13 protein-coding genes are annotated in these 19,672 nt (G+C 63.0%); 8 read left to right on the top strand and 5 right to left on the bottom strand.

Going from position 1 to position 19,672, the window contains the following annotated elements:
* The first annotated feature begins 19 nt into the window (after positions 1-19).
* From yidC to IEW00_RS02710, 3 genes are all read left to right on the top strand, one after another.
* A complete protein-coding gene (gene yidC, locus IEW00_RS02720; RefSeq protein WP_188512804.1) occupies positions 20-1,822 on the top strand; it encodes a membrane protein insertase YidC in 1,803 nt (600 codons plus the stop codon).
* 111 nt (positions 1,823-1,933) lie between these two features.
* Entirely contained in the window at positions 1,934-2,593 is a 660-nt protein-coding gene (gene yihA / locus IEW00_RS02715) for a ribosome biogenesis GTP-binding protein YihA/YsxC (RefSeq protein WP_373282559.1), read from the top strand.
* 127 nt (positions 2,594-2,720) lie between these two features.
* Positions 2,721-3,374, top strand: a complete 654-nt coding sequence (locus tag IEW00_RS02710) for a glutathione S-transferase family protein (RefSeq protein ID WP_188512803.1) — start codon at positions 2,721-2,723, stop codon at positions 3,372-3,374.
* Between the two features lie 249 nt (positions 3,375-3,623).
* Here the strand turns inward: IEW00_RS02710 and IEW00_RS02705 are convergent, their stop codons facing one another.
* Both IEW00_RS02705 and IEW00_RS02700 read right to left on the bottom strand, forming a co-directional pair.
* The gene (locus IEW00_RS02705) at positions 3,624-5,573 is read right to left on the bottom strand and encodes an alkyl/aryl-sulfatase (RefSeq protein ID WP_188512802.1); all 1,950 of its coding nucleotides are present in this window, start codon (positions 5,571-5,573) and stop codon (positions 3,624-3,626) included.
* A gap of 116 nt (positions 5,574-5,689) precedes the next feature.
* A complete protein-coding gene (locus IEW00_RS02700; protein WP_229736766.1) occupies positions 5,690-6,490 on the bottom strand; it encodes an undecaprenyl-diphosphate phosphatase in 801 nt (266 codons plus the stop codon).
* Positions 6,491-6,874: 384 nt separating this feature from the next.
* Here IEW00_RS02700 and IEW00_RS02695 point away from each other — a divergent pair, with 384 nt between their 5' ends.
* Together IEW00_RS02695 and gltB are read left to right on the top strand one after the other, a co-directional pair.
* Positions 6,875-8,305: an NAD(P)-dependent oxidoreductase gene (locus IEW00_RS02695; RefSeq protein ID WP_373282574.1), complete on the top strand. Its 1,431-nt coding sequence runs from the start codon at positions 6,875-6,877 to the stop codon at positions 8,303-8,305.
* Between the two features lie 67 nt (positions 8,306-8,372).
* Positions 8,373-12,896 carry a glutamate synthase large subunit gene (gene gltB / locus IEW00_RS02690; protein WP_188512800.1) on the top strand — a complete coding sequence of 1,508 codons (4,524 nt, stop codon included), beginning with the start codon at positions 8,373-8,375 and terminating at the stop codon, positions 12,894-12,896.
* A 111-nt stretch (positions 12,897-13,007) separates the two neighbouring features.
* Here the strand turns inward: gltB and IEW00_RS02685 are convergent, their stop codons facing one another.
* Positions 13,008-13,544, bottom strand: a complete 537-nt coding sequence (locus IEW00_RS02685; protein ID WP_188512799.1) for an outer membrane protein — start codon at positions 13,542-13,544, stop codon at positions 13,008-13,010.
* A 256-nt stretch (positions 13,545-13,800) separates the two neighbouring features.
* Here IEW00_RS02685 and IEW00_RS02680 point away from each other — a divergent pair, with 256 nt between their 5' ends.
* Positions 13,801-14,472: a glutathione S-transferase family protein gene (locus IEW00_RS02680; protein ID WP_188512798.1), complete on the top strand. Its 672-nt coding sequence runs from the start codon at positions 13,801-13,803 to the stop codon at positions 14,470-14,472.
* Positions 14,473-14,514: 42 nt separating this feature from the next.
* Here IEW00_RS02680 and IEW00_RS02675 read toward each other — a convergent pair whose 3' ends face one another.
* On the bottom strand, positions 14,515-15,573 hold the full coding sequence (locus tag IEW00_RS02675; RefSeq protein WP_229736765.1) for a sigma-54 interaction domain-containing protein: 1,059 nt from the start codon (positions 15,571-15,573) through the stop codon (positions 14,515-14,517).
* A gap of 188 nt (positions 15,574-15,761) precedes the next feature.
* Positions 15,762-16,502 carry a hypothetical protein gene (locus tag IEW00_RS02670; RefSeq protein WP_188512796.1) on the bottom strand — a complete coding sequence of 247 codons (741 nt, stop codon included), beginning with the start codon at positions 16,500-16,502 and terminating at the stop codon, positions 15,762-15,764.
* Positions 16,503-16,582: 80 nt separating this feature from the next.
* Here IEW00_RS02670 and lnt point away from each other — a divergent pair, with 80 nt between their 5' ends.
* Positions 16,583-18,118 carry an apolipoprotein N-acyltransferase gene (gene lnt / locus IEW00_RS02665; protein ID WP_188512795.1) on the top strand — a complete coding sequence of 512 codons (1,536 nt, stop codon included), beginning with the start codon at positions 16,583-16,585 and terminating at the stop codon, positions 18,116-18,118.
* Positions 18,119-18,191: 73 nt separating this feature from the next.
* Positions 18,192-19,409 (top strand): methionine adenosyltransferase, encoded by a 1,218-nt coding sequence (gene metK, locus IEW00_RS02660; RefSeq protein ID WP_188512794.1) that lies wholly within the window; start codon positions 18,192-18,194, stop codon positions 19,407-19,409.
* Positions 19,410-19,672: the final 263 nt, after the last annotated feature.

Raw genomic sequence — 19,672 nt, 5'->3', positions numbered from 1 at the left:
CCGGAACGAGGTTTGAAGCGTGGAGAATCAGCGTAACGTCATCCTGGCCATCACCCTGATGGCCCTGATTCTGTTCGGATGGCCTTATGCGCTGGAGGTGTTCTATCCAGCGCGTCCAGCGACCGTCGAAGATGTGGCGAACGCGCCGCGCCCCGGTCTCGATCCCGTTGCACCCGGAACCGGCGCCACATCGGGCACCGTCGCCGGCACCGTTCCCGATACCGGGAGCGCCTCCAAGGTCATCCGCAGCCGCACCGCCGTGCTTGCCGACAGCACCCGCGTCACGATCGATGCGCCGCGCGTCGGCGGCTCGATTAACCTCACCGGCGCGCGCCTTGATGACATCGTGCTCAAGGACTACCGCGAGCGGCTCGACAAGGACAGCGACCTTGTCCACCTGTTCTCGCCCGCAGGTACGGCAGACCAGTATTTCGCGCAGTTCGGCTGGATTGGCGAAGGCGTGGCCACCCCGACCAGCCAGACCGTGTGGACCCCGAGCGGCGGCACGCTGACGCCTGCCACCCCGATCACCCTGCGCTGGACCAACCCTGCCGGACAGCGTTTCGAGATCGTCTATGCGATCGATGCCAACTACCTGATCACCGTCACCCAGCGCTTTATCAACTCGGGTGCCACGCCTGCGATCGTCCGGCCGTTGGGCCTGATCAACCGCACCAGTGCGAATGCCGACCCCAGCACCTGGACGGTCCGCAATGGCCCGATCGGCGTGTTCGACGATGTCGCCGATTTCGACGTGCATTATGACGATCTCGACGAAAGCCCCACAAAGCTTGTCGAATATGGCGGCAACATCGACTGGCTGGGCTTTACCGACCACTATTGGCTGTCTGCGCTGATCCCCGCGCCTGGCTCGACCAGCAAGATGGCAGGCAATTTCCGGTCGCTCGGCGGCCAGCTCTATCAGTCCGAACTGCTGTTCGACACCACGGTGGTCGCGCCCGGCAGGATGATCGAGACCAACTCGATGCTGTTTGCCGGTGCCAAGGAAACCGAGCTGCTCGACGATTATGTTGATGCCAAGGATATCAAGCTGCTCGACCGTGCGGTCGACTGGGGCTGGTTCATCTGGTTCGAAAAGCCGATCTTCAAGCTGCTCAACTGGCTGTTCGAGCAGGTCGGCAACTTCGGCGTGGCGATCATCCTGCTCACCATCATCATCCGCGGTCTGATGTACCCCATCGCGCAGCGCCAGTTCGCCTCGATGGCGCAGATGCGCGCGGTGCAGCCCAAGATGAAGGCGCTGCAGGAGCGCTACAAGGACGACAAGCAGAAGCTCCAGACCGAGATGATGGAGCTGTACAAGAAGGAAAAGGTCAATCCGCTCGCCGGATGCCTACCGATGTTCCTGCAGATTCCGGTGTTCTTCGCGCTGTACAAGGTGCTGCTGCTGGCGATCGAAATGCGACATCAGCCATTCGCACTGTGGATCAAGGATCTGTCCGCGCCCGATCCGCTGACCCCGGTCAACCTGTTCGGCCTGCTGCCGTTCGATCCGCCGAGCATGATCGCCATCGGCATCCTGCCGATCATCCTGGGCGTCACGATGTGGCTGCAGTTCAAGCTCAATCCCGCGCCGATGGATCCCGTGCAGCAGCAGGTGTTCTCGATCATGCCGTGGGTGCTGATGTTCGTGATGGCGCCGTTTGCGGCGGGCCTGCAGCTGTACTGGGCGATGTCGAACATCCTGACCATCGCGCAGCAGAAGTGGCTGTACAGCCGCCATCCGCAGCTCAAGGAGCTCGCCGCGCAAGAGGCGGCGGCCAAGGCGGCCAAGGCCGAGAAGGACAAGAGCAAGGCGTGAATGCTGCCACAATTCTCGTCACCCCCGCGCAGGCGGGGGTCCCGCTACCTGTCTTAGCGTTGGCGCAAAAGCGGGATTCCCGCGTGCGCGGGAATGACGAAGGAATGGACGATGACCATGGATGACGAAGCCAAGCCCGCAGTCCACCCGCTGCTACAGGAAGCCAACCGGCTGTTCTCGGGCTCGGTGACGTTCCTCAAATCGGCCCCTGCGCTTGAATTCCTGCCGCCGCCTGCGGTGCCCGAAATCGCGTTTGCGGGGCGTTCGAACGTCGGCAAGTCCTCGCTGCTCAACGCGCTGGTCGGCAGGCGGGCGATCGCGCGTACCTCGGTGACCCCGGGCCGCACGCAAGAGCTGAACTTCTTCGAAGTCGGCGATCCGGTACGCTTCCGCGTGGTTGATATGCCGGGCTATGGCTATGCCAAGGCGCCCAAGGATGTCGTCAAGAAATGGCGGTTCCTGATCAACGACTATCTCCGCGGCCGCGCGGTGCTCAAGCGCACTTTGGTGCTGATCGACAGCCGCCACGGGGTCAAGGAAGTCGATCTCGACGTCATGAAGATGCTCGACGAAGCTGCCGTCAGCTATCGGCTGGTGCTGACCAAGGCCGACAAGATCAAGGCAAGCGATCTGGAAAAGGTCGCTGATGCCACCCGCGCCGAAGCCCGCAAGCACGCCGCCGCCTTCCCCGACGTCATCATCACCTCGTCCGAAAAGCGGATGGGGATTGACGAACTGCGCGGCTTCGTGATGGATTCGATCAGCGAATAGGGTCCGTCAGACACGCTGTTTTCCGGCGAAAGCCGGAACCTAGGGCGACAGCAGTGTGATCTGACTCATGGGCTCCGGCGTGCGCCGGAGAACGAACGCAATTCCGGTGGCATCACGAGGGGCACTTATGAAACTGTACATCGGCAACAAGAACTATTCGAGCTGGTCGCTGCGTGGCTGGCTGGCGTGCAAACAGTCGGGCCTGCCCTTCGAAGAAATCGTCGTGCCCTTGTATGACGATGCCTGGGCCGAGACCCGTCAGCGCGAGGAATTTCAGCCCTCTGCCGGCAAGGTTCCGGTGTTGTGGGATGGCGAAGCGGTGGTGTGGGATTCGCTCGCCATCATCGACTGGTTGGCGGACAAGACCCACCGCGACCGTTTCTGGCCCAAGGACCCGGTCGCCTGCGGCCTTGCCCGTTCGATGGCCGCCGAAATGCATTGCGGTTATCTGGCGCTGCGCCGCGAGTTAAGCATGAACATGCGCGCGCGGCATACCGATGTGCCGGTCAGCCCCGAAGCGCACCAGGACGCGATGCGCATCCTGACTTTGTGGGCAGAGGCGCGCGCGCGCTGGGGGCGGGGCGGGCCTTTCCTGTTCGGCAGCTTCGGCGCGGCCGACATCATGTTCGCGCCTGTCATCAGCCGGTTCGAAACCTATGGCTTTACGCTCCCCGGCTTTGCCCAGGCGTATAGCGATGCGGTGATGGGCCATGAATGGATGGCGCAGTGGACCGAGGCCGCGCTGGCGGAGACGTGGGTGATCGACCGGTTTGAGCGGTAGGAGTTCTCCTGCATTCCTGTACCCAAACTCCGCTCGGCCCGAGCCTGTCGAAGGCCACGCGCGCGTGTTCGAGCTACAGGTAAAGCCGTTCTCCGGCGAAAGCCGGAGCCCAGGGGCGACGTTTTGCTGTAAACACTCTGGATTCCGGCTTTCGCCGGAAAACGATCGCATTGTTTGGCAACCCATAGCGCGGGGCCTTCGACAGGCTCAGGCTGAACGGGAATGGGGTAGGCTCGCGGATGGCTATCCTCACGGCGTCACCACCGCAAAGCCCGAGTCGAACGGCGGGTGGAGCATCAGCCAGCGCAGGAACAGCGCTGAATCGCCGTCGATCTTCATCGCGCCTGATTGCATCAGTTTCGGAAAATCAGTCTCGCCGAGCACGATGGCGTCGAAATCCTTGCGGTTCAATGTGACGGTGGCGTTGGCGTTGGCGAGTGTCGCGCCGTAGCGCGGGATCTCGACATCGCCGTTGACGATGATCCCCAGCGTCTCGTTGGTGTCGGGCAGGATGAAGTTGATCTTTGCCCGCATATTCCCCGATCGCTCGGCGGCGAACCTTGTCGCCAGCGCATCGAAGAACTCGGCCGTCGGAATCGCGCTGATGAAGCTGCGGCTCTGGGTGCTCGCGCCGCTCCGGGGCAGCTCGGTGCCGCGCAACGTTGCCGCGCCTGCCAGATAGTAATTGCGCCACACTGCGGATTCGGCGGCAAAGCCCAGGGCTTCATAGCTGTCGGCCAGCGCCGCCTTGGCTGCGGCATTGGCGGGATCGGCAAATACCAGATGGTTGAGCAGTTCGGCGGCCCAGCGGTGGTTGCCCGCGCCTTGCGCCTTCCGGCCCGCCGCGAGCAGCGCGTCCGCGCCGCCGGCCAGCTCGACATAGCCCTTGGCCGCTGCGACCGGAGGCACCGGGTTGAAATTGGCCGGTATCCCGTCCCACCAGCCGAAATAGCGCTGATAGGTCGCCTTCATGTTGTGGTTGACCGTGCCGTAATAGCCGCGCGAGGCGAACGTCTGTTGCTGCGCGGATGGTTCGGCGATGCCATCGGCGACCTCGTGCAGCGTCATGCCCGCATTGGCGCGGCCCAAGGTGCGGTCGTGGACATAGCGATAGGCATCGCGCTGGTTCTCCAGATAGGCCGCAACGCGCGGCTGGCCCCAGGTCGGCCAGTTGTGTGATGCGATCTGAATCTCGGCGTCATCGCCCCATTTGACTAGCGCGTTGTCGATGATCTTCGACCAACGCAAGGCATCGCGCACCTGCGCGCCGCGCAGCGTCAGGATGTTGTGCAGCGTCTTGACCGAAACCTCGGTGGTGTGCAGCACCTTGAAATCGGGCAGATAGAACAGGAATTCGGCGGGCGCCTCGGTCCCGGCAGCATCCATGAAGTCGAACCGCACGCCATCGATGGTCTTGAGACCGCCTTCCGGCCCGATCAGCATGTTGGGCGCAAGGTAGCCGGTGGTGCCGACCGAAAGCCCGGTTCCCAGACCGTTGTCGACCCGCCCTTCAGCGCTTGGAGCCAGCGCGGTCCCGAACATGTACGCGCTGCGCCGCGTCATCGTGTTGCCCGCGAGCACGTTCTCGCTGACCGCTTCCTCGGCAAAGCCGTGCGGCGCAACGATGGGGATCTTGCGCTTTTTGACCTCATCGGCGGAAATGATGCCGCCGACACCGCCGAAATGATCGGCATGGCTATGGCTGAACAGCACGGCGGAGATCGGGCGCTTGCCGATTTTCGATTCGGTCAGCGCCATCGCGGCAGCGGCGGCCTCTTCGGTGAGCAATGGGTCGATGACGATCCAGCCGGTCTTGCCAGCGATGATCGTCATCACCGCAAGGTCATAGCCGCGCACCTGCCAGATCTTGCCCGGAACGATCTCGAACAATCCATGGATATGGTTGAGCTGGGCGTGGCGCCATAACGAAGGGTGGACACTGGCAGGCGCGGTTTCGGCCTTGAGAAAATCGAACGCGCCGGCATCCCACACCGTCGTGCCATCGGGGGTTCGGATCAGACCGCCGGGGATTTCGGCGATCTTGCCGCGGGTCGCATCTGCCCTGTCGCTGCCGTTATCGGCGGGCAGGCGGGCGAGCACCGCGGCGCGTTCGGCATCGGTCAACTGCGCCTGCGCTGCCATAGGGGTCGCGAGCGCGAGCGCCATCACGCCGGTTTTCCAGATCCGCTTCATCGTCATCCTCCATCCTGATCCTCTGGTGCTGTGGCACCTATCTATTGGCAGTGATGCTGCCATAAGCGATCGTGGATGTCAGCACCTGATCGTGCCCGGCGATGATGAAGCGAGGGCGCCCTTCAGAACAGTATCAGCAGCGCCACGCCCATGATGATGCGATAAACCACGAACACCATCATCGACGCGCGTTTCAGAAAGCGCATCAGGAATGCCATGGTACCAAAGGCTGCCAGGAAGGTCAGTGCACCGGTAATCAGTGCTTCGATCGCCATGTTGCCCCCCGCCTCGAGCAGATCGGGAACGATCAGCACGCCCGCACCCGCAACCGCCGGGATCGACAGCAGAAACGAGAAACGCGCCGCTTCGACGCGGCCGAAGCCCAGTACGCGCGCGGCGGTCATTGTCACGCCCGAGCGTGATGTTCCCGGGACCAGCGCGAGCGCCTGCGCCAGTCCGACGATCACCGCGTCCTTGAGGCCCATGTCCTCATAGCTGCGGTCCGAGCGGCCCAGACGGTCGGCGATGCCCAGCAGCACGCCGTAGATGATCAGGTTGATGGCGACGAGCTGGGTCGAGCGGAACCCCTCGAGATAATCCCCCTGCTTGAGAAAAAGCCCGACCATTACCGCAGGGATGGTGCCCAGGATGATGAACCAGAACAGGCGGCGCTCTGCGGGAGCCTTTCCGATGCCGATGGTCGCAAACCCGCCCCGGGCCAGGCCCCAGACATCGCGGAAGAAATAGGTGATGATCGCCAGCAGCGAGCCGACATGCACCGCGACATCGATCATCGGGCCTTGATCTTCATAGCCGGTCAGAACCGGAAGCAGGATCAGATGGCCCGACGAGGATATCGGCAAGAACTCGGTGACGCCCTGCACGATGGCAATCAGCAACATCTGGATAAAGTCCATGCGCATCAGCTTTCATATGACGTGGCCCGATGTCGCCCGTCGCCTCAGTTTTGGTGAGCGCCCGCGTTTAATGGCAAGCACGGACGCTGTCTCGGGGAAAAAAGGGACCGGTTTGATATGTATATATTCTTCTCTCTGGCGCTGCGTGCGACAAGGAAAGATCGCTCCGGAAATATAGGTATGCATCGCTTACCTACCGGTATAAAAATGCGTGACTCTGGTGGTGTGATGGCCTAAAGCTGCGGCAATCGCGGCGGGCTGATGCCTGTGCCGCTGTATGAACATCTTCGCAACAGGTGGGGCATGGCTGACATTCCGCAACACGGGCACGCGCCCGGACAAGATAAGACGATGGCGCAGGGCGCTGCCATGGCGACCGAGAAGCTGGCGATGCTCAAGTTCGTCGATCTGGGCCAGTCGTATCCGCCCAAGCGTGACGCCGGCGCCCGCGCCGAAGACTTTGACGAGATTTCCGATCGCTTGGATGGCAAGGCCGCGCAGGCCCAGTCGGCGCGCTGCTCGCAATGCGGCGTGCCGTATTGCTCGACGCACTGCCCGTTGCACAACCATATCCCCGACTGGCTGCGGCTGACCGCCGAGGGCCGGTTGCGCGAGGCGTACGAAATGTCGAACCTCACCTCGACCATGCCCGAAATCTGCGGCCGCATCTGCCCGCAGGACCGGCTGTGCGAGGGCAATTGCGTGATCGAATTTTCCGGCCATGGCGCAGTCACCATCGGCTCGGTTGAAAAGTACATCACCGATACCGCCTGGGAGCAGGGCTGGGTCGAGCCGGTCGCGGTCGGGCGTTCGCGCGGCCAGTCGGTCGGCATCATCGGGGCGGGCCCCGCAGGGCTGACGGCGGCGGAATATCTGCGCATGGGCGGCTATGACGTCCATGTCTATGACCGCTATGATCGCGCCGGCGGGTTGCTGACCTATGGCATCCCCGGGTTCAAGCTCGAAAAGGACGTGGTCATGCGCCGCGTTAAAAGGCTCGAGGACGCAGGGATCGTGTTCCACACCGGATTCGATGTCGGCCGCGACGCGAGCATGGAAGATCTGCGCGACAAGCACGACGCGATCCTGATCGCCACCGGGGTGTACAAGGCGCGCGACATCAAGGTGCCCGGCATCGGTGCCGATGGCGTGGTGCCTGCGCTCGATTTTCTCGTCGCCTCAAACCGCAAGGGCTTTGGCGATGAGGTGCCCGATTTCGACAGCGGTGCGCTCAATGCGCAAGGCAAGAATGTCGTCGTGATCGGCGGCGGCGATACCGCGATGGACTGCGTTCGCACCGCCGTCCGCCAGGGCGCGGCGTCGGTCAAATGCCTCTACCGGCGCGACCGGATCAACATGCCCGGATCGCAGCGCGAAGTGCTCAATGCCGAGGAAGAGGGCGTCGAGTTCGTCTGGCTCTCGGGTCCCGTCGCGGTCGAAGGCACGCCGCACGCCCGCGCCGTTCGCGCCAGCCGGATGCGGTTGGGCGCGCCCGATGCCTCGGGACGCAGCGCACCCGAGCCCGATCCCGATAGCGACTTTTCGGTCCCCGCCGATCTGGTGATCAAGGCTTTGGGCTTCGACCCCGAAGATCTGCCAGGCGCATTCGGCTGCGACGATCTCTCGGTCAACCGCTGGGGCACGCTTCGGGTCGACCATCAGTCGATGATGACCAGTCTCGATGGCGTGTTTGCCGCAGGCGATATCGTGCGCGGAGCATCGCTGGTGGTCTGGGCGATCCGCGATGGCCGCGATGTCGCCGAGCATATGCACAAGTATCTGAAAGCCAAGGCACGCACCGCACAGATGATCGCAGCCTGAGGCAGACATGACCGGGCGGACCGGGAGCAGCAAAAGCTCCGGACGCCCGAGAAGAAAGACACGAACGATGACGCACTTTCCCACCCCGGAACACGAACGCCTTGCCCGCGAGGGCATGTACCGCCCCGATTATGAATCCGATGCCTGCGGTGTCGGTCTGGTCGCCGCCACCGATGGCAGGCCCTCGCGGCGCGTCGTCGAAAGTGCGATCGATGCCTTGAAGGCGGTGTGGCATCGCGGCGCGGTCGATGCCGATGGCATGACCGGCGACGGCGCGGGGCTGCATGTCGATCTGCCCGTGCGCTTCTTCGACGATGCGATCGCTGACAGTGGCCACAAGGTGCTGCCCAACAAGCTTGCTGTCGGCATGCTGTTCCTGCCGCGCACCGATCTGCAGGCGCAGGAGACCTGCCGCACGATCGTCGAGAGCGAGATCATCGAGGCGGGTTATACCATTTACGGCTGGCGCCAGGTTCCGGTCGATATTTCGGTGATCGGCGACAAGGCGCAGCGCACCCGCCCCGAGATCGAGCAGATCATGATCGCAGGGCCAATGCCCGACGAGCAGAACGTCGCCGAGTTCGAAAAGCAGCTGTATCTTGTCCGCAGGCGGATCGAGAACAAGGTGATCGCCGCGCAGATCAACGATTTCTACGTCTGCTCGCTGTCGTGCCGATCAATCATCTACAAGGGTCTGTTCCTCGCCGAGAGCCTGTCGGTGTTCTACCCCGACCTCACCGATCTGCGTTTCGAAAGCCGGATCGCGATCTTCCATCAGCGCTATTCGACCAACACCTTCCCGCAGTGGTGGCTGGCGCAGCCTTTCCGCTGCCTGGCGCACAATGGCGAGATCAACACCATCCGCGGCAACAAGAACTGGATGAAGAGCCACGAGATCAAGATGGCGAGCCTGGCGTTCGGTGAGAACAGCGAGGACATCAAGCCGGTGATCCCCGCTGGCGCGTCGGATACCGCCGCGCTCGATGCGGTGTTCGAGGCGATCTGCCGCTCGGGCCGCGAAGCCCCCACCGCCAAGATCATGCTGGTGCCCGAGGCCTGGCAGGGCGACCAGGTGCTGCCGCCAGAGCACAAGGCGATGTACGAATATATGGCCAGCGTCATGGAGCCGTGGGATGGCCCGGCTGCGCTCGCGATGACCGATGGCCGCTGGGCGGTGGCAGGGGTCGATCGCAACGCGCTGCGTCCGCTGCGGTACAGCGTTACCAACGATAACCTGCTCGTGATCGGGTCTGAAACCGGAATGGTCGTGCTGCCCGAAAGCAGCATCGTCGAGAAGGGCCGCCTGGGCCCGGGCCAGATGATCGCGGTCGATCTGCACGAGGGGCGCTTCTACCATGATCGCGCGATCAAGGACCGGATCGCCGCCGAGCAGCCTTATGGCGAGCTGGTCAAGGGCTTCCGCCAACTCTCCGACCTGGCACCGGCCGGTGCGGACAGCCTGCCCGACATGACCCGCGCCGAACTCACCCGGCGGCAGGTCGCAGCCGGCCTCACCATCGAGGACATGGAGACGATCCTCGCGCCGATGGCCGAGGACGCCAAGGAAGCGATCGGATCGATGGGCGATGACACCCCGCTCGCGGTGGTCAGCACCAAGCCGCGCCCGGTCGCGCAGTTCTTCCGACAGAACTTCAGTCAGGTCACCAACCCACCGATCGATTCGTTGCGCGAACGGCATGTGATGAGCCTCAAGACGCGGTTCTCGAACCTCGCCAACATCCTCGAGCAGGACAGCCAGAACGAGCGCGTGCTGGTGCTGGAAACCCCGGTGTTGACCAATGCCGACTGGCTGCGGCTCAAGGCCGATTTCGGATCGAACGTCGCGCAGATCGATTGCGTGTTCGCTGCCGATGGCGGCCCCGAGCAGCTGCGCGCTGCGATCACCCGCATTCGTAACGAGGCCGAACAGGCGGTGCGCGAAGGCAGCACCGAGATTTTCCTGACCGACGAGAGTGCGGACGAGGACCATGTCGGCGTGCCGATGATCCTGGCCGCCGCCGCGGTGCACACGCATCTGGTTCGCAAGGGCCTGCGTGCCTATTCGTCGATCAACGTGCGCTCGGCCGAGTGCCTCGACACCCACCATTTCGCGGTGCTGATCGGCGCAGGCGCGACCACGGTCAACGCGTGGCTGGCCGAGCTTTCGATCGCCGACCGCCAGGCGCGCGGCCTGTGCGGCGACCTGTCGCTCGACACCTGCGTCGCCAATTACCGCAAGGCGATCAACGAGGGTCTGCTCAAGATCATGTCCAAGATGGGCATCGCGGTGATCTCGAGCTACCGCGGCGGTTACAACTTCGAGGCGGTCGGCTTGAGCCGCGCGCTGGTCAACGATCTTTTCCCGGGAATGCCGTCGAAGATCTCGGGCGAGGGCTATGCCTCGCTGCACCTCAACGCCAAGTTGCGGCATGACATGGCGTGGGACAGCAATGTCGCGCGGCTGCCGATCGGCGGCTTCTACAAGCAGCGCGATGGCGGCGAGGCGCATGCCTATTCGGCCGGCCTGATGCATCTGCTGCAGACCGCAGTCGCCAAGGACAGCTATTCGCAATACCTCCAGTTCGCCGAAGGCGTGCGCCAGCTGCCACCGGTGTACCTTCGCGATCTGATGGAGTTCAATTACGCGCCCAAGGCGGTGCCCTTGGACGAAGTCGAGGCGATCACCGAGATCCGCAAGCGCTTCGTGACGCCTGGAATGTCGCTGGGCGCGCTCTCGCCCGAAGCGCATGAAACTCTGGCGATCGCGATGAACCGCATCGGCGCCAAGGCGGTGTCGGGCGAGGGCGGCGAGGCTTCCGAACGCTATTCGCCCCGCTACAATGGCGACAACGCCAACAGCGGCATCAAGCAGATTGCATCGGGCCGCTTCGGCGTCACAGCCGAGTATCTGGGCGCATGCGAGGAGATCGAGATCAAGGTCGCGCAAGGCGCCAAGCCCGGCGAGGGCGGTCAGTTGCCCGGCTTCAAGGTCACCGAATACATCGCCAAATTGCGCCACTCCACTCCTGGGGTGACGTTGATCAGCCCGCCGCCGCACCACGACATCTATTCGATCGAGGATCTGGCGCAGCTGATCTATGATCTCAAGCAGATCAACCCCCACGCGCGGGTGTGTGTCAAGCTTGTCTCTGCTGCGGGTATCGGCACGATCGCGGCGGGTGTCGCCAAGGCGCATGCCGACGTGATTCTGATCTCGGGCAATGTCGGCGGCACCGGGGCATCCCCGCAGACCAGCATCAAATATGCCGGAACGCCGTGGGAAATGGGCCTGTCCGAAGCCAACCAGGTGCTCTCGCTCAACGGCCTGCGTCACCGGGTCAGGTTGCGCACCGATGGTGGGCTCAAGACCGGACGCGATGTCGTGATCGCGGCGATCCTGGGAGCCGAAGAGTTCGGCATCGGCACGCTTTCGCTGGTGGCGATGGGCTGCATCATGGTGCGCCAGTGCCACAGCAACACCTGTCCGGTGGGAATCTGCGTGCAGGACGAACGCCTTCGCGCCAAGTTCACCGGAACACCCGAAAAGGTCATCAACCTGATGACCTTCATCGCCGAGGAAGTGCGCGAAATCCTCGCCCGGCTGGGTTTTCGCAGCCTTGATGAGATCATCGGCCGCACCGATCTGCTGCGCCAGGTCAGTCGCGGCGCCGAGCATCTCGACGATCTCGATCTCAACCCGATCCTCGCCAAGGTCGATGTCGCCAGCGACCAGCGCCGGTTCAACCTCGATACCTGGCGCAATCCGGTGCCCGACAGCCTTGATGCGCTGATCATCAAGGATGCCAAGCCCGTGTTCGACCGGCGCGAGAAGATGCAGCTGACCTACAACGTGCGCAACACCCACCGCGCGGTCGGTACCCGGCTCTCGGCGGAGATCACCCGGATCTATGGCATGAAGGCGCTCGATGAGGGCCATGTCCGCATCCGCCTGCGTGGCTCTGCGGGCCAGTCACTGGGTGCCTTCCTGTGCCAGGGGATCACGCTCGAGGTGTTCGGCGATGCCAACGACTATGTCGGCAAGGGGCTGTCGGGCGGCACGATCATCGTGCGGCCCACGGTCAGCTCGCCCCTGGTCAGTCATGCCAACACGATCATCGGCAACACCGTTCTGTACGGCGCGACCGCAGGCAGGCTGTTTGCAGCAGGCCAGGCGGGCGAGCGTTTTGCAGTGCGCAATTCGGGCGCGCAAGTGGTGGTCGAGGGCTGCGGCGCCAATGGCTGCGAATACATGACCGGCGGCATGGCAGTGATCCTGGGTGAAACTGGAAGCAATTTCGGCGCAGGGATGACCGGCGGCATGGCCTTCGTGCTCGACCGGAACGATCGCTTTTCCGGCCACGCCAACCCTGAATCGATCATCTGGCAACGGATCGACAGCGCCTATTGGGAAGACCGGTTGAAGGGCCTGATCGCAGGCCATATTGAAGGTACCGACAGCCAGTGGGCGCAAGAGATCCTGCGCAACTGGGACCGGTACCTTCCGCAATTCTGGCAGGTCTGCCCCAAGGAAATGCTCACCCGGCTCAGCCACCCGCTCACCGATTCGGTGGCGATGGAGGCGGCGGAGTAAAACGCGCCGCTTCATAAAAACAAAACCCCGCCTGCAACCTTGGGGAAGGGTCGCAGGCGGGGTCCGTTTTAGCCGATGTTACTCAGCCAATAGGCCTTAGCCGGTCGTCGTTCAGAAGTTGAACGCGAGGCCACCGGTGACGCGGGTGGTGTCGAAGCCCAGCGTGTCAGCCGTGACGCGCAGCGCGGTGTTGGTGCCGATCTTGTACTGGGCACCGATTCCGACGAGATAGTCGCCACGGGTGTCATCGAAGCCAGCCGGGGCATTAACGCCAACCGCCTTGCGGACGTTGACATCGACCCACTGATAACCGCCGCGGGCAAAGATCTGGCCGCTGTCGCCGACGCGCACGCCGATCTTGCCGGTCGCGCCATATTCGCGGTCGATGATGCCCGAGCCAAGGTGGAAGTTACCTTCCACACCGGCGACCAGAGGGCCGACGGGAACGTCGACACCAGCGAACAGACCGTAAATCGGGCTGCCATCCTTGCCGAGCGGGTTGTCGCCCAGATCGTGATAGCCGCCCTGCGCGCCGATATAGACTTCGGGTCCAGCAGCTTCCTGCGCCATGACAGGCGCGGAGAGGGCAAAGGGTGCAGCGACAAAAGCTGCAAAGGTTGCGAACCGAATGGGGGTCAGTGTTTTCATTTTTGTGTCCTTCGTTGGACGTCGGTTTTAACGCCGACGGCCCTCCCGGTTAGACCCCGGAGCCGGACTCTAACCTGAACGAAAGATGCTGTCCGTCGATATATTGCTGCGGCTTATCGTAATAAAATGACAATCTGTTCAGGTTCGGACGAATCGCCCCCGCAGGCTGGGTGCCGGTTCCTTTCCACCGGTAAAATCGGAGGCGCTCCGTTCGCGGCGGTGGACGCCTGCCCGTTGCTGGGGCATGGATAATGGCATGTGGCAGTTGTTCCAGTTTCCTTTGTGTCCGTTTTCGCGAAAAGTCCGCCTGCTTCTGGGAGAAAAGGGCGTTGGCTATGAGCTGGTGCGCGAATCACCCTGGGAGCAGCGCGACGAGTTTCTCGACATGAACCCTGCTGGGCGCACACCGGTGATGCGGCATCGCGATCGTGGCCAGACGTTGTGCGACAGTTGGGCGATCTGCGAGTATTTCGAGGAAACCGTCGAGAAGAACCCCATGATCAACGGCTCTGCCGATAACCGCGCCGAAATCCGGCGGTTGGTCGCTTGGTTCGACGAGCAGTTCTTCGGAGATGTCGTGGCCCCGCTGATGCACGAGCGGATGCGCAAGCGGCTGATCTATCGCCAGCCGCCCGACGGCCGGGTGCTGCGCGAGGCGATGCGGCTGGCCAACACGCACCTCGATTACATCGACTATCTGCTTGATCATAACGCGTGGATCGGCGGAGCAACGATGAGCCTGGCGGATCTTTCCGCTGCGGCGCATATCTCGATCGCGGATTATCTGGGGGGAATCGACTGGCTGGCGCACGCCCAGACGGCTGACTGGTATCGAAAGTTCAAATCCCGGCCTTCCTTTCGTCCGTTGCTGGCCGAACGGATGGAAGTGATCAAGCCACCCTCGCATTATGAAGAGGCGGATTTTTGATCAATATCTCCCCTCCCCCAGCGGGAGGGGAGAAGGTTGCCCTCAGGCGCTCAACGCGACATCTCGGGCGATCTGGTAGCGCTTCATCTTTTCGACAAAGGTCGTGCGCTGCAGCATGACGAGGCGGGCGGCGGCGGAAACAACGCCGCCGGTTGATGCGAGTGCTTCGATCAGGACGCGCTTTTCTTCGTTCTGCAGGTGCTCACGCAGGTCCATCGGGCGGGAAAAGCGCGGGGGTGCGGCCATCGGGGTCGGTATCGCAACCACATTTTCGGGCAACTCGACCGCAGCGGGCGCCGCAACGGCCGCGGCCCTTGCTGATCGCGAGGGGCGCAGCAGCATCGTCATCTGGTCAACGCCCACTTCCATACCGCGGAAGAACACGGCAGCGCGCTCGACCAGGTTCTTGAGCTCGCGGACATTGCCCGGCCAGTCGTGCGCCATCAGCAGGGCGAGCGCCTTGTCGGTGAACACCGGAGGGTTGTCGCTCGCAAAACCGCGCGACAGGAAATGCTGGATCAGCATGGGCACGTCCTCGATCCGGTCGGCAAGTGCGGGCAGTTCGATCGGTAGGACGTTGAGGCGGTAAAAAAGGTCAGCGCGGAAGCGGCCATGGGTGATCGCGCTCTCAAGGCACTGGTGGGTCGCAGCAATCAGGCGGACGTCGACGCGGACATCATCGTTGCTGCCGATGCGGCGGACCTTCTGGTCTTCGAGCACGCGCAGCAGGCGGACCTGCATGTCGAGCGGCATCTCGCCGATTTCGTCAAGGAACAGTGTTCCTGCGTTGGCGGCTTCGAAATGACCGATCCGGCGCGCCATTGCGCCGGTGAAGCTGCCCTTTTCATGCCCGAACAGTTCCGATTCGATCAGCTCGCGCGGGATCGCGCCGCTGTTGACCGCGATGAACGGGGCAGCCGCCCGCGTTGAAGCGCGGTGCAGCGCGTGGGCGACCAGTTCCTTGCCGGTGCCCGATGGGCCAGTGATCAGAACGGAAGCACGGGTCTGCGCGGCAAAACGCACCAGCCCACGAATTTCGCGGATCGCGGTGCTGTTGCCCACGATCAGGTCTGCCATTGCCAAGCCGTCCAGCGATTCCATGTGATTTGCCCCCGCATTCATTCCGTGACGGCCGCAACCGCCTATGGTTAACGATTTAGGGGTAATTGGTTAACGATGTGTAAAGCCGTCACCCAAGGTGACAGTTTACGCCAAATTTTTGACACGCGCGCACCCTGCAGTGTCCCAATACGAACCATGGCTTTGGGCCATGCTATGGGCGCGGAAAGTCAGCGCTTCTCGGTAGGGCGCGCCAGCGTGAAGCAATGCTCGAAATCGACATCGGCAGCATCGTCATCGTCGCCGCGCGCCTTTTCGCGCGCGTCGATTGCTTCGCGGGTTTCGATGAAACGCTGGTCGGATTCGTTGCCGCTGAGGCCCTCGTCGCGCATCTCGTCACGCGCCCGCGATTCGAGGACGGCGGCCAGCGTCTTGAGGTCGCGCGCCGATGCCGAATCGCCTTCCTGGGCGCTGACCTCCTCGAACGCGAGTTGCAGGTAAATCGCGCACTGGAGAATCGTTGGAGGGGGCAGCATCGGCACTGCGGCGTCGAGCTTGGCGAGGCATGGGGTCATGATGGCATCAATGACGCCAGCCGGATCGTTCGATTGCGCGGCATCGCCCTGCAACTGTTCGACAATCTGCGTCAGCGCCAGGCCAACGGCATCGTCGTTCGATCCGGTTTCGGTGACGATCCGCTCGGCGGTCATCACGAAATACGAACGCCCCCGGCTGACGAGCGTCGGATACGCCAGCGCAGAGGTCACGCCGCGTGTCTGTTCGGAGGCGATTATCGCAAATGCCGCAGCGCAGGTCAGGTCCTCGCGCTGGGCAGGGGTGAGCGCAGGCGCGGTGATCGGTGCCGGCGCCGGTTCGGGTGCCGGAGCCGGGATGGTGGCGGTTTGCAGGCTCAGCAACAGCAACAGGCTTTTCATGCCGCCGCTTATGGGCATCGGGCCTGCGACTGTCACCTGATTTTGCGGCGCTGTGTGACATCGGCATTGCAACGCCGATTGTCAGGGGATCACCGCACGGGCATAGGCTTGGCGCCATGATCCTACGCTATCCCCGATTGTTCGCGCTGCTCGCCGGCGCCCTTTCTGCCACCGGATTTGTGCCCTTGGGGGCCTGGCCTCTGACATTGGCGGCCTATGCGCTGCTCATCCATCTGATCGCCTTGGCACCCAACCGGCGCAGCGCGTTTGCGCGCGGCTGGTTCTTCGGTGTGGGGCAGTTTTCGGTCGGGCTCAACTGGATCGCGATGGCCTTTACCTATCAGGATACCATGCCGCACTGGCTGGGCTGGATCGCGGTCGTCGGGTTGTCGCTGTATCTGGCGCTGTTCCCAGGGCTGGCCGCGCTCACCGCCCAAATGCTGGTTTCTGGCCGCAAGGGAAGAGACAGTGTGGCGTTTGTCCTCGCGTTCGCGGCATTGTGGCTGGTCACCGAATGGATGCGCGCCTGGGTGTTCACCGGCTTTGCGTGGAACCCGCTGGGGGTAGTCGCGCTTGAGGCGGGCTGGGGTTCGCGGTTGATCGGCACGTATGGCCTGGGCGCTTTGGTGGTGCTGGTGGCAGGTGCGCTGTGGCTGCTGTCGCGGCGACAATGGGTGCCTGCGCTGGCAGTGCTTGCAGGCGTTAGCGCGGTATCGGGTGCCGGCTGGCTCAGCCAGAGGCAGGCCGCAGGGTTCACAGATACCCCGATCACCGTGGTTCAGCCGAACAACGACCAGGGTGACAAATACGACCCGGTCGAGTCCGCACGCAATTTCGCCCGGCTGACCCAGCAGACGCTCGACCGCCAGGCACCGCGGTCACGGATCGTGTTCTGGCCCGAAGCTGCGATCGAGGACTTCCTCGAGGATGGCTACCCCCGCCGCCTCTATTACCCTGAAACCGCGGCAGGTGTTCGCGCGCGCGTCACCCGCTCGATCAACGATGGCGATCTGCTGGTCACAGGTGGCGTAAAGCTCGACTTTGACCGCAACGGACAGACGGTTGCCGCCGCCAACAGCGTTTTTGCGCTGTCGAGCGAGGCGGAAATCCTTGGCAGTTATGACAAGAGCCATCTGGTGCCCGGCGGCGAATATCTGCCGTATGAGGAGATACTGGGGCAATTGGGCCTGTCGCGGCTGGTTCCCGGCACTATCGGTTTCACCCCGGGTCCGGGCGCACAGACACTCGATTTGGGCTCGTTCGGCCAGATGGGGCTGCAGATCTGCTACGAGATCATCTTCTCGGGCAAGGTGGTGGATGCAGCCAACCGTCCCGGGTTCCTGTTCAACCCCAGCAATGATGCGTGGTTCGGTGCCTGGGGTCCGCCGCAGCATCTGGCGCAGGCCAGGCTGCGCGCGCTCGAAGAGGGTATCCCCGTCATCCGGTCTACACCGACGGGCATTTCGGCAGTGATCGATGCCGATGGCCGGGTGCTGGATAGCATCGCGCACCACAACGCCGGGCATATCGATGCAGCACTGCCGCGCGCGCATCCGCCGACGTTGTTTGCGCAGTTTGGCAACATGATGCCACTGATGTTTGCAGCGGCGCTTCTGTTGTTGGCGGTTGCACTGCGTGCATTCCGTCGTTAAGGGCGATCATATAAGGAAATCTTTATATGTGCCTGCCGGGGCGACTGGCGGGCCCCAGTCAAGAAGGCGACCCATGCGCAAGAGCTTCCTCTTTACCTCCGAATCGGTCAGCGAAGGCCATCCCGACAAGGTCGCGGATCAGATTTCCGACGCTGTCGTCGATCTGTTCATGTCCAAGGACCCTTATGCGCGCGTCGCCTGCGAAACGCTGACCACAACCCAGCGCGTGGTACTCGCCGGTGAAATCCGCTGCGAGGGCGTCTACGAAAACGGCGAATGGGCTCCTGGCGCACTCGAAGAGATCGAACAGGCGGTGCGCGCCACCGTCAAGCGGATCGGTTACCAGCAGGACGGCTTCCATTGGGAAACGTTCACCTTCGAAAACCACTTGCACGGCCAGTCTTCGGAAATCGCGCAGGGCGTTGATGCCAAGGACAACAAAGACGAGGGCGCAGGCGACCAGGGCATCATGTTCGGCTATGCCTCGGACGAAACCGAAGACCTGATGCCCGCGACGCTTGATTATGCACACAAGATCCTCGAGCAGCTGGCCCACGACCGTCACAACAAGGTTGTCGATTTTCTCGAGCCCGATGCCAAGAGCCAGGTGACGCTCGCTTATGAAAACGAAAAGCCGGTGCGCGCCACCGCGCTGGTCGTCTCGACCCAGCACGCGCCGGGCTATTTCTGGCACGAAGGCAAGGGCGATGCCGACAAGTACCAGCTGCTGTACGACCATGTCGTCGGCGTGATGCACAAGGTTCTGCCCGAAGGCTTCATCACCGATGAAACCGCGATCTACGTCAACCCGACCGGATCGTTCGAAATCGGCGGCCCTGACGGCGATGCCGGCGTGACCGGCCGCAAGATCATCGTCGACACCTACGGCGGCGCTTCGCCGCACGGTGGCGGCGCGTTCTCGGGCAAGGATCCCACCAAGGTCGATCGCTCGGCCGCTTATATCAGCCGCTACATGGCCAAGAACATCGTCGCTGCGGGGCTTGCGCGCCGCTGCACCATCCAGCTGTCCTACGCCATCGGCATCGCCGAGCCGCTGTCGCTGTATGTCGATACGCATGGCACCGGAACGGTCGCTGATGACAAGATCGAGGCGATCCTGCCGCAGCTCGTGCGTCTGACCCCGCGCGGCATCCGCGAGCATCTGGGCCTCAACAAGCCGATCTACCAGAAGTCGGCGGCATACGGTCACTTCGGCCGCAAGCCGGAAGGCGATTTCTTCCCCTGGGAAAAGACCGACTTGGCCGACAAGCTCAAGGCCGCTTTGGCCTGATCGGGTCGGATCGATACAAAAAGGGCCGGGTCATCGCTGTGATGACCCGGCCCTTTTTTTGTTGTCGTGTCACGGCGGGGTCACTGCCAACTCCCGCTCAGCCTGAGCCTGTCGAAGGCCCCGTGCATTGCTGTCCCGAGTTACCATACCGTTCTCCGGCGAAAGCCGGAGCCGAGGAGTCAGATAGCACTGAAGTCGCCCTGGATTCCGGCTTCCGCCGGAAAACGGGTTCATGCAATCGCCAGCCATATAGCGTGGCCTTC

The sequence above is a fragment of the Blastomonas aquatica genome (assembly GCF_014639875.1).
Classification (GTDB): Bacteria; Pseudomonadota; Alphaproteobacteria; order Sphingomonadales; family Sphingomonadaceae; genus Blastomonas; species Blastomonas aquatica.
Note: the sequence above shows the minus strand (reverse complement) of the source record. Positions and strands in the feature narration are given on the sequence as shown.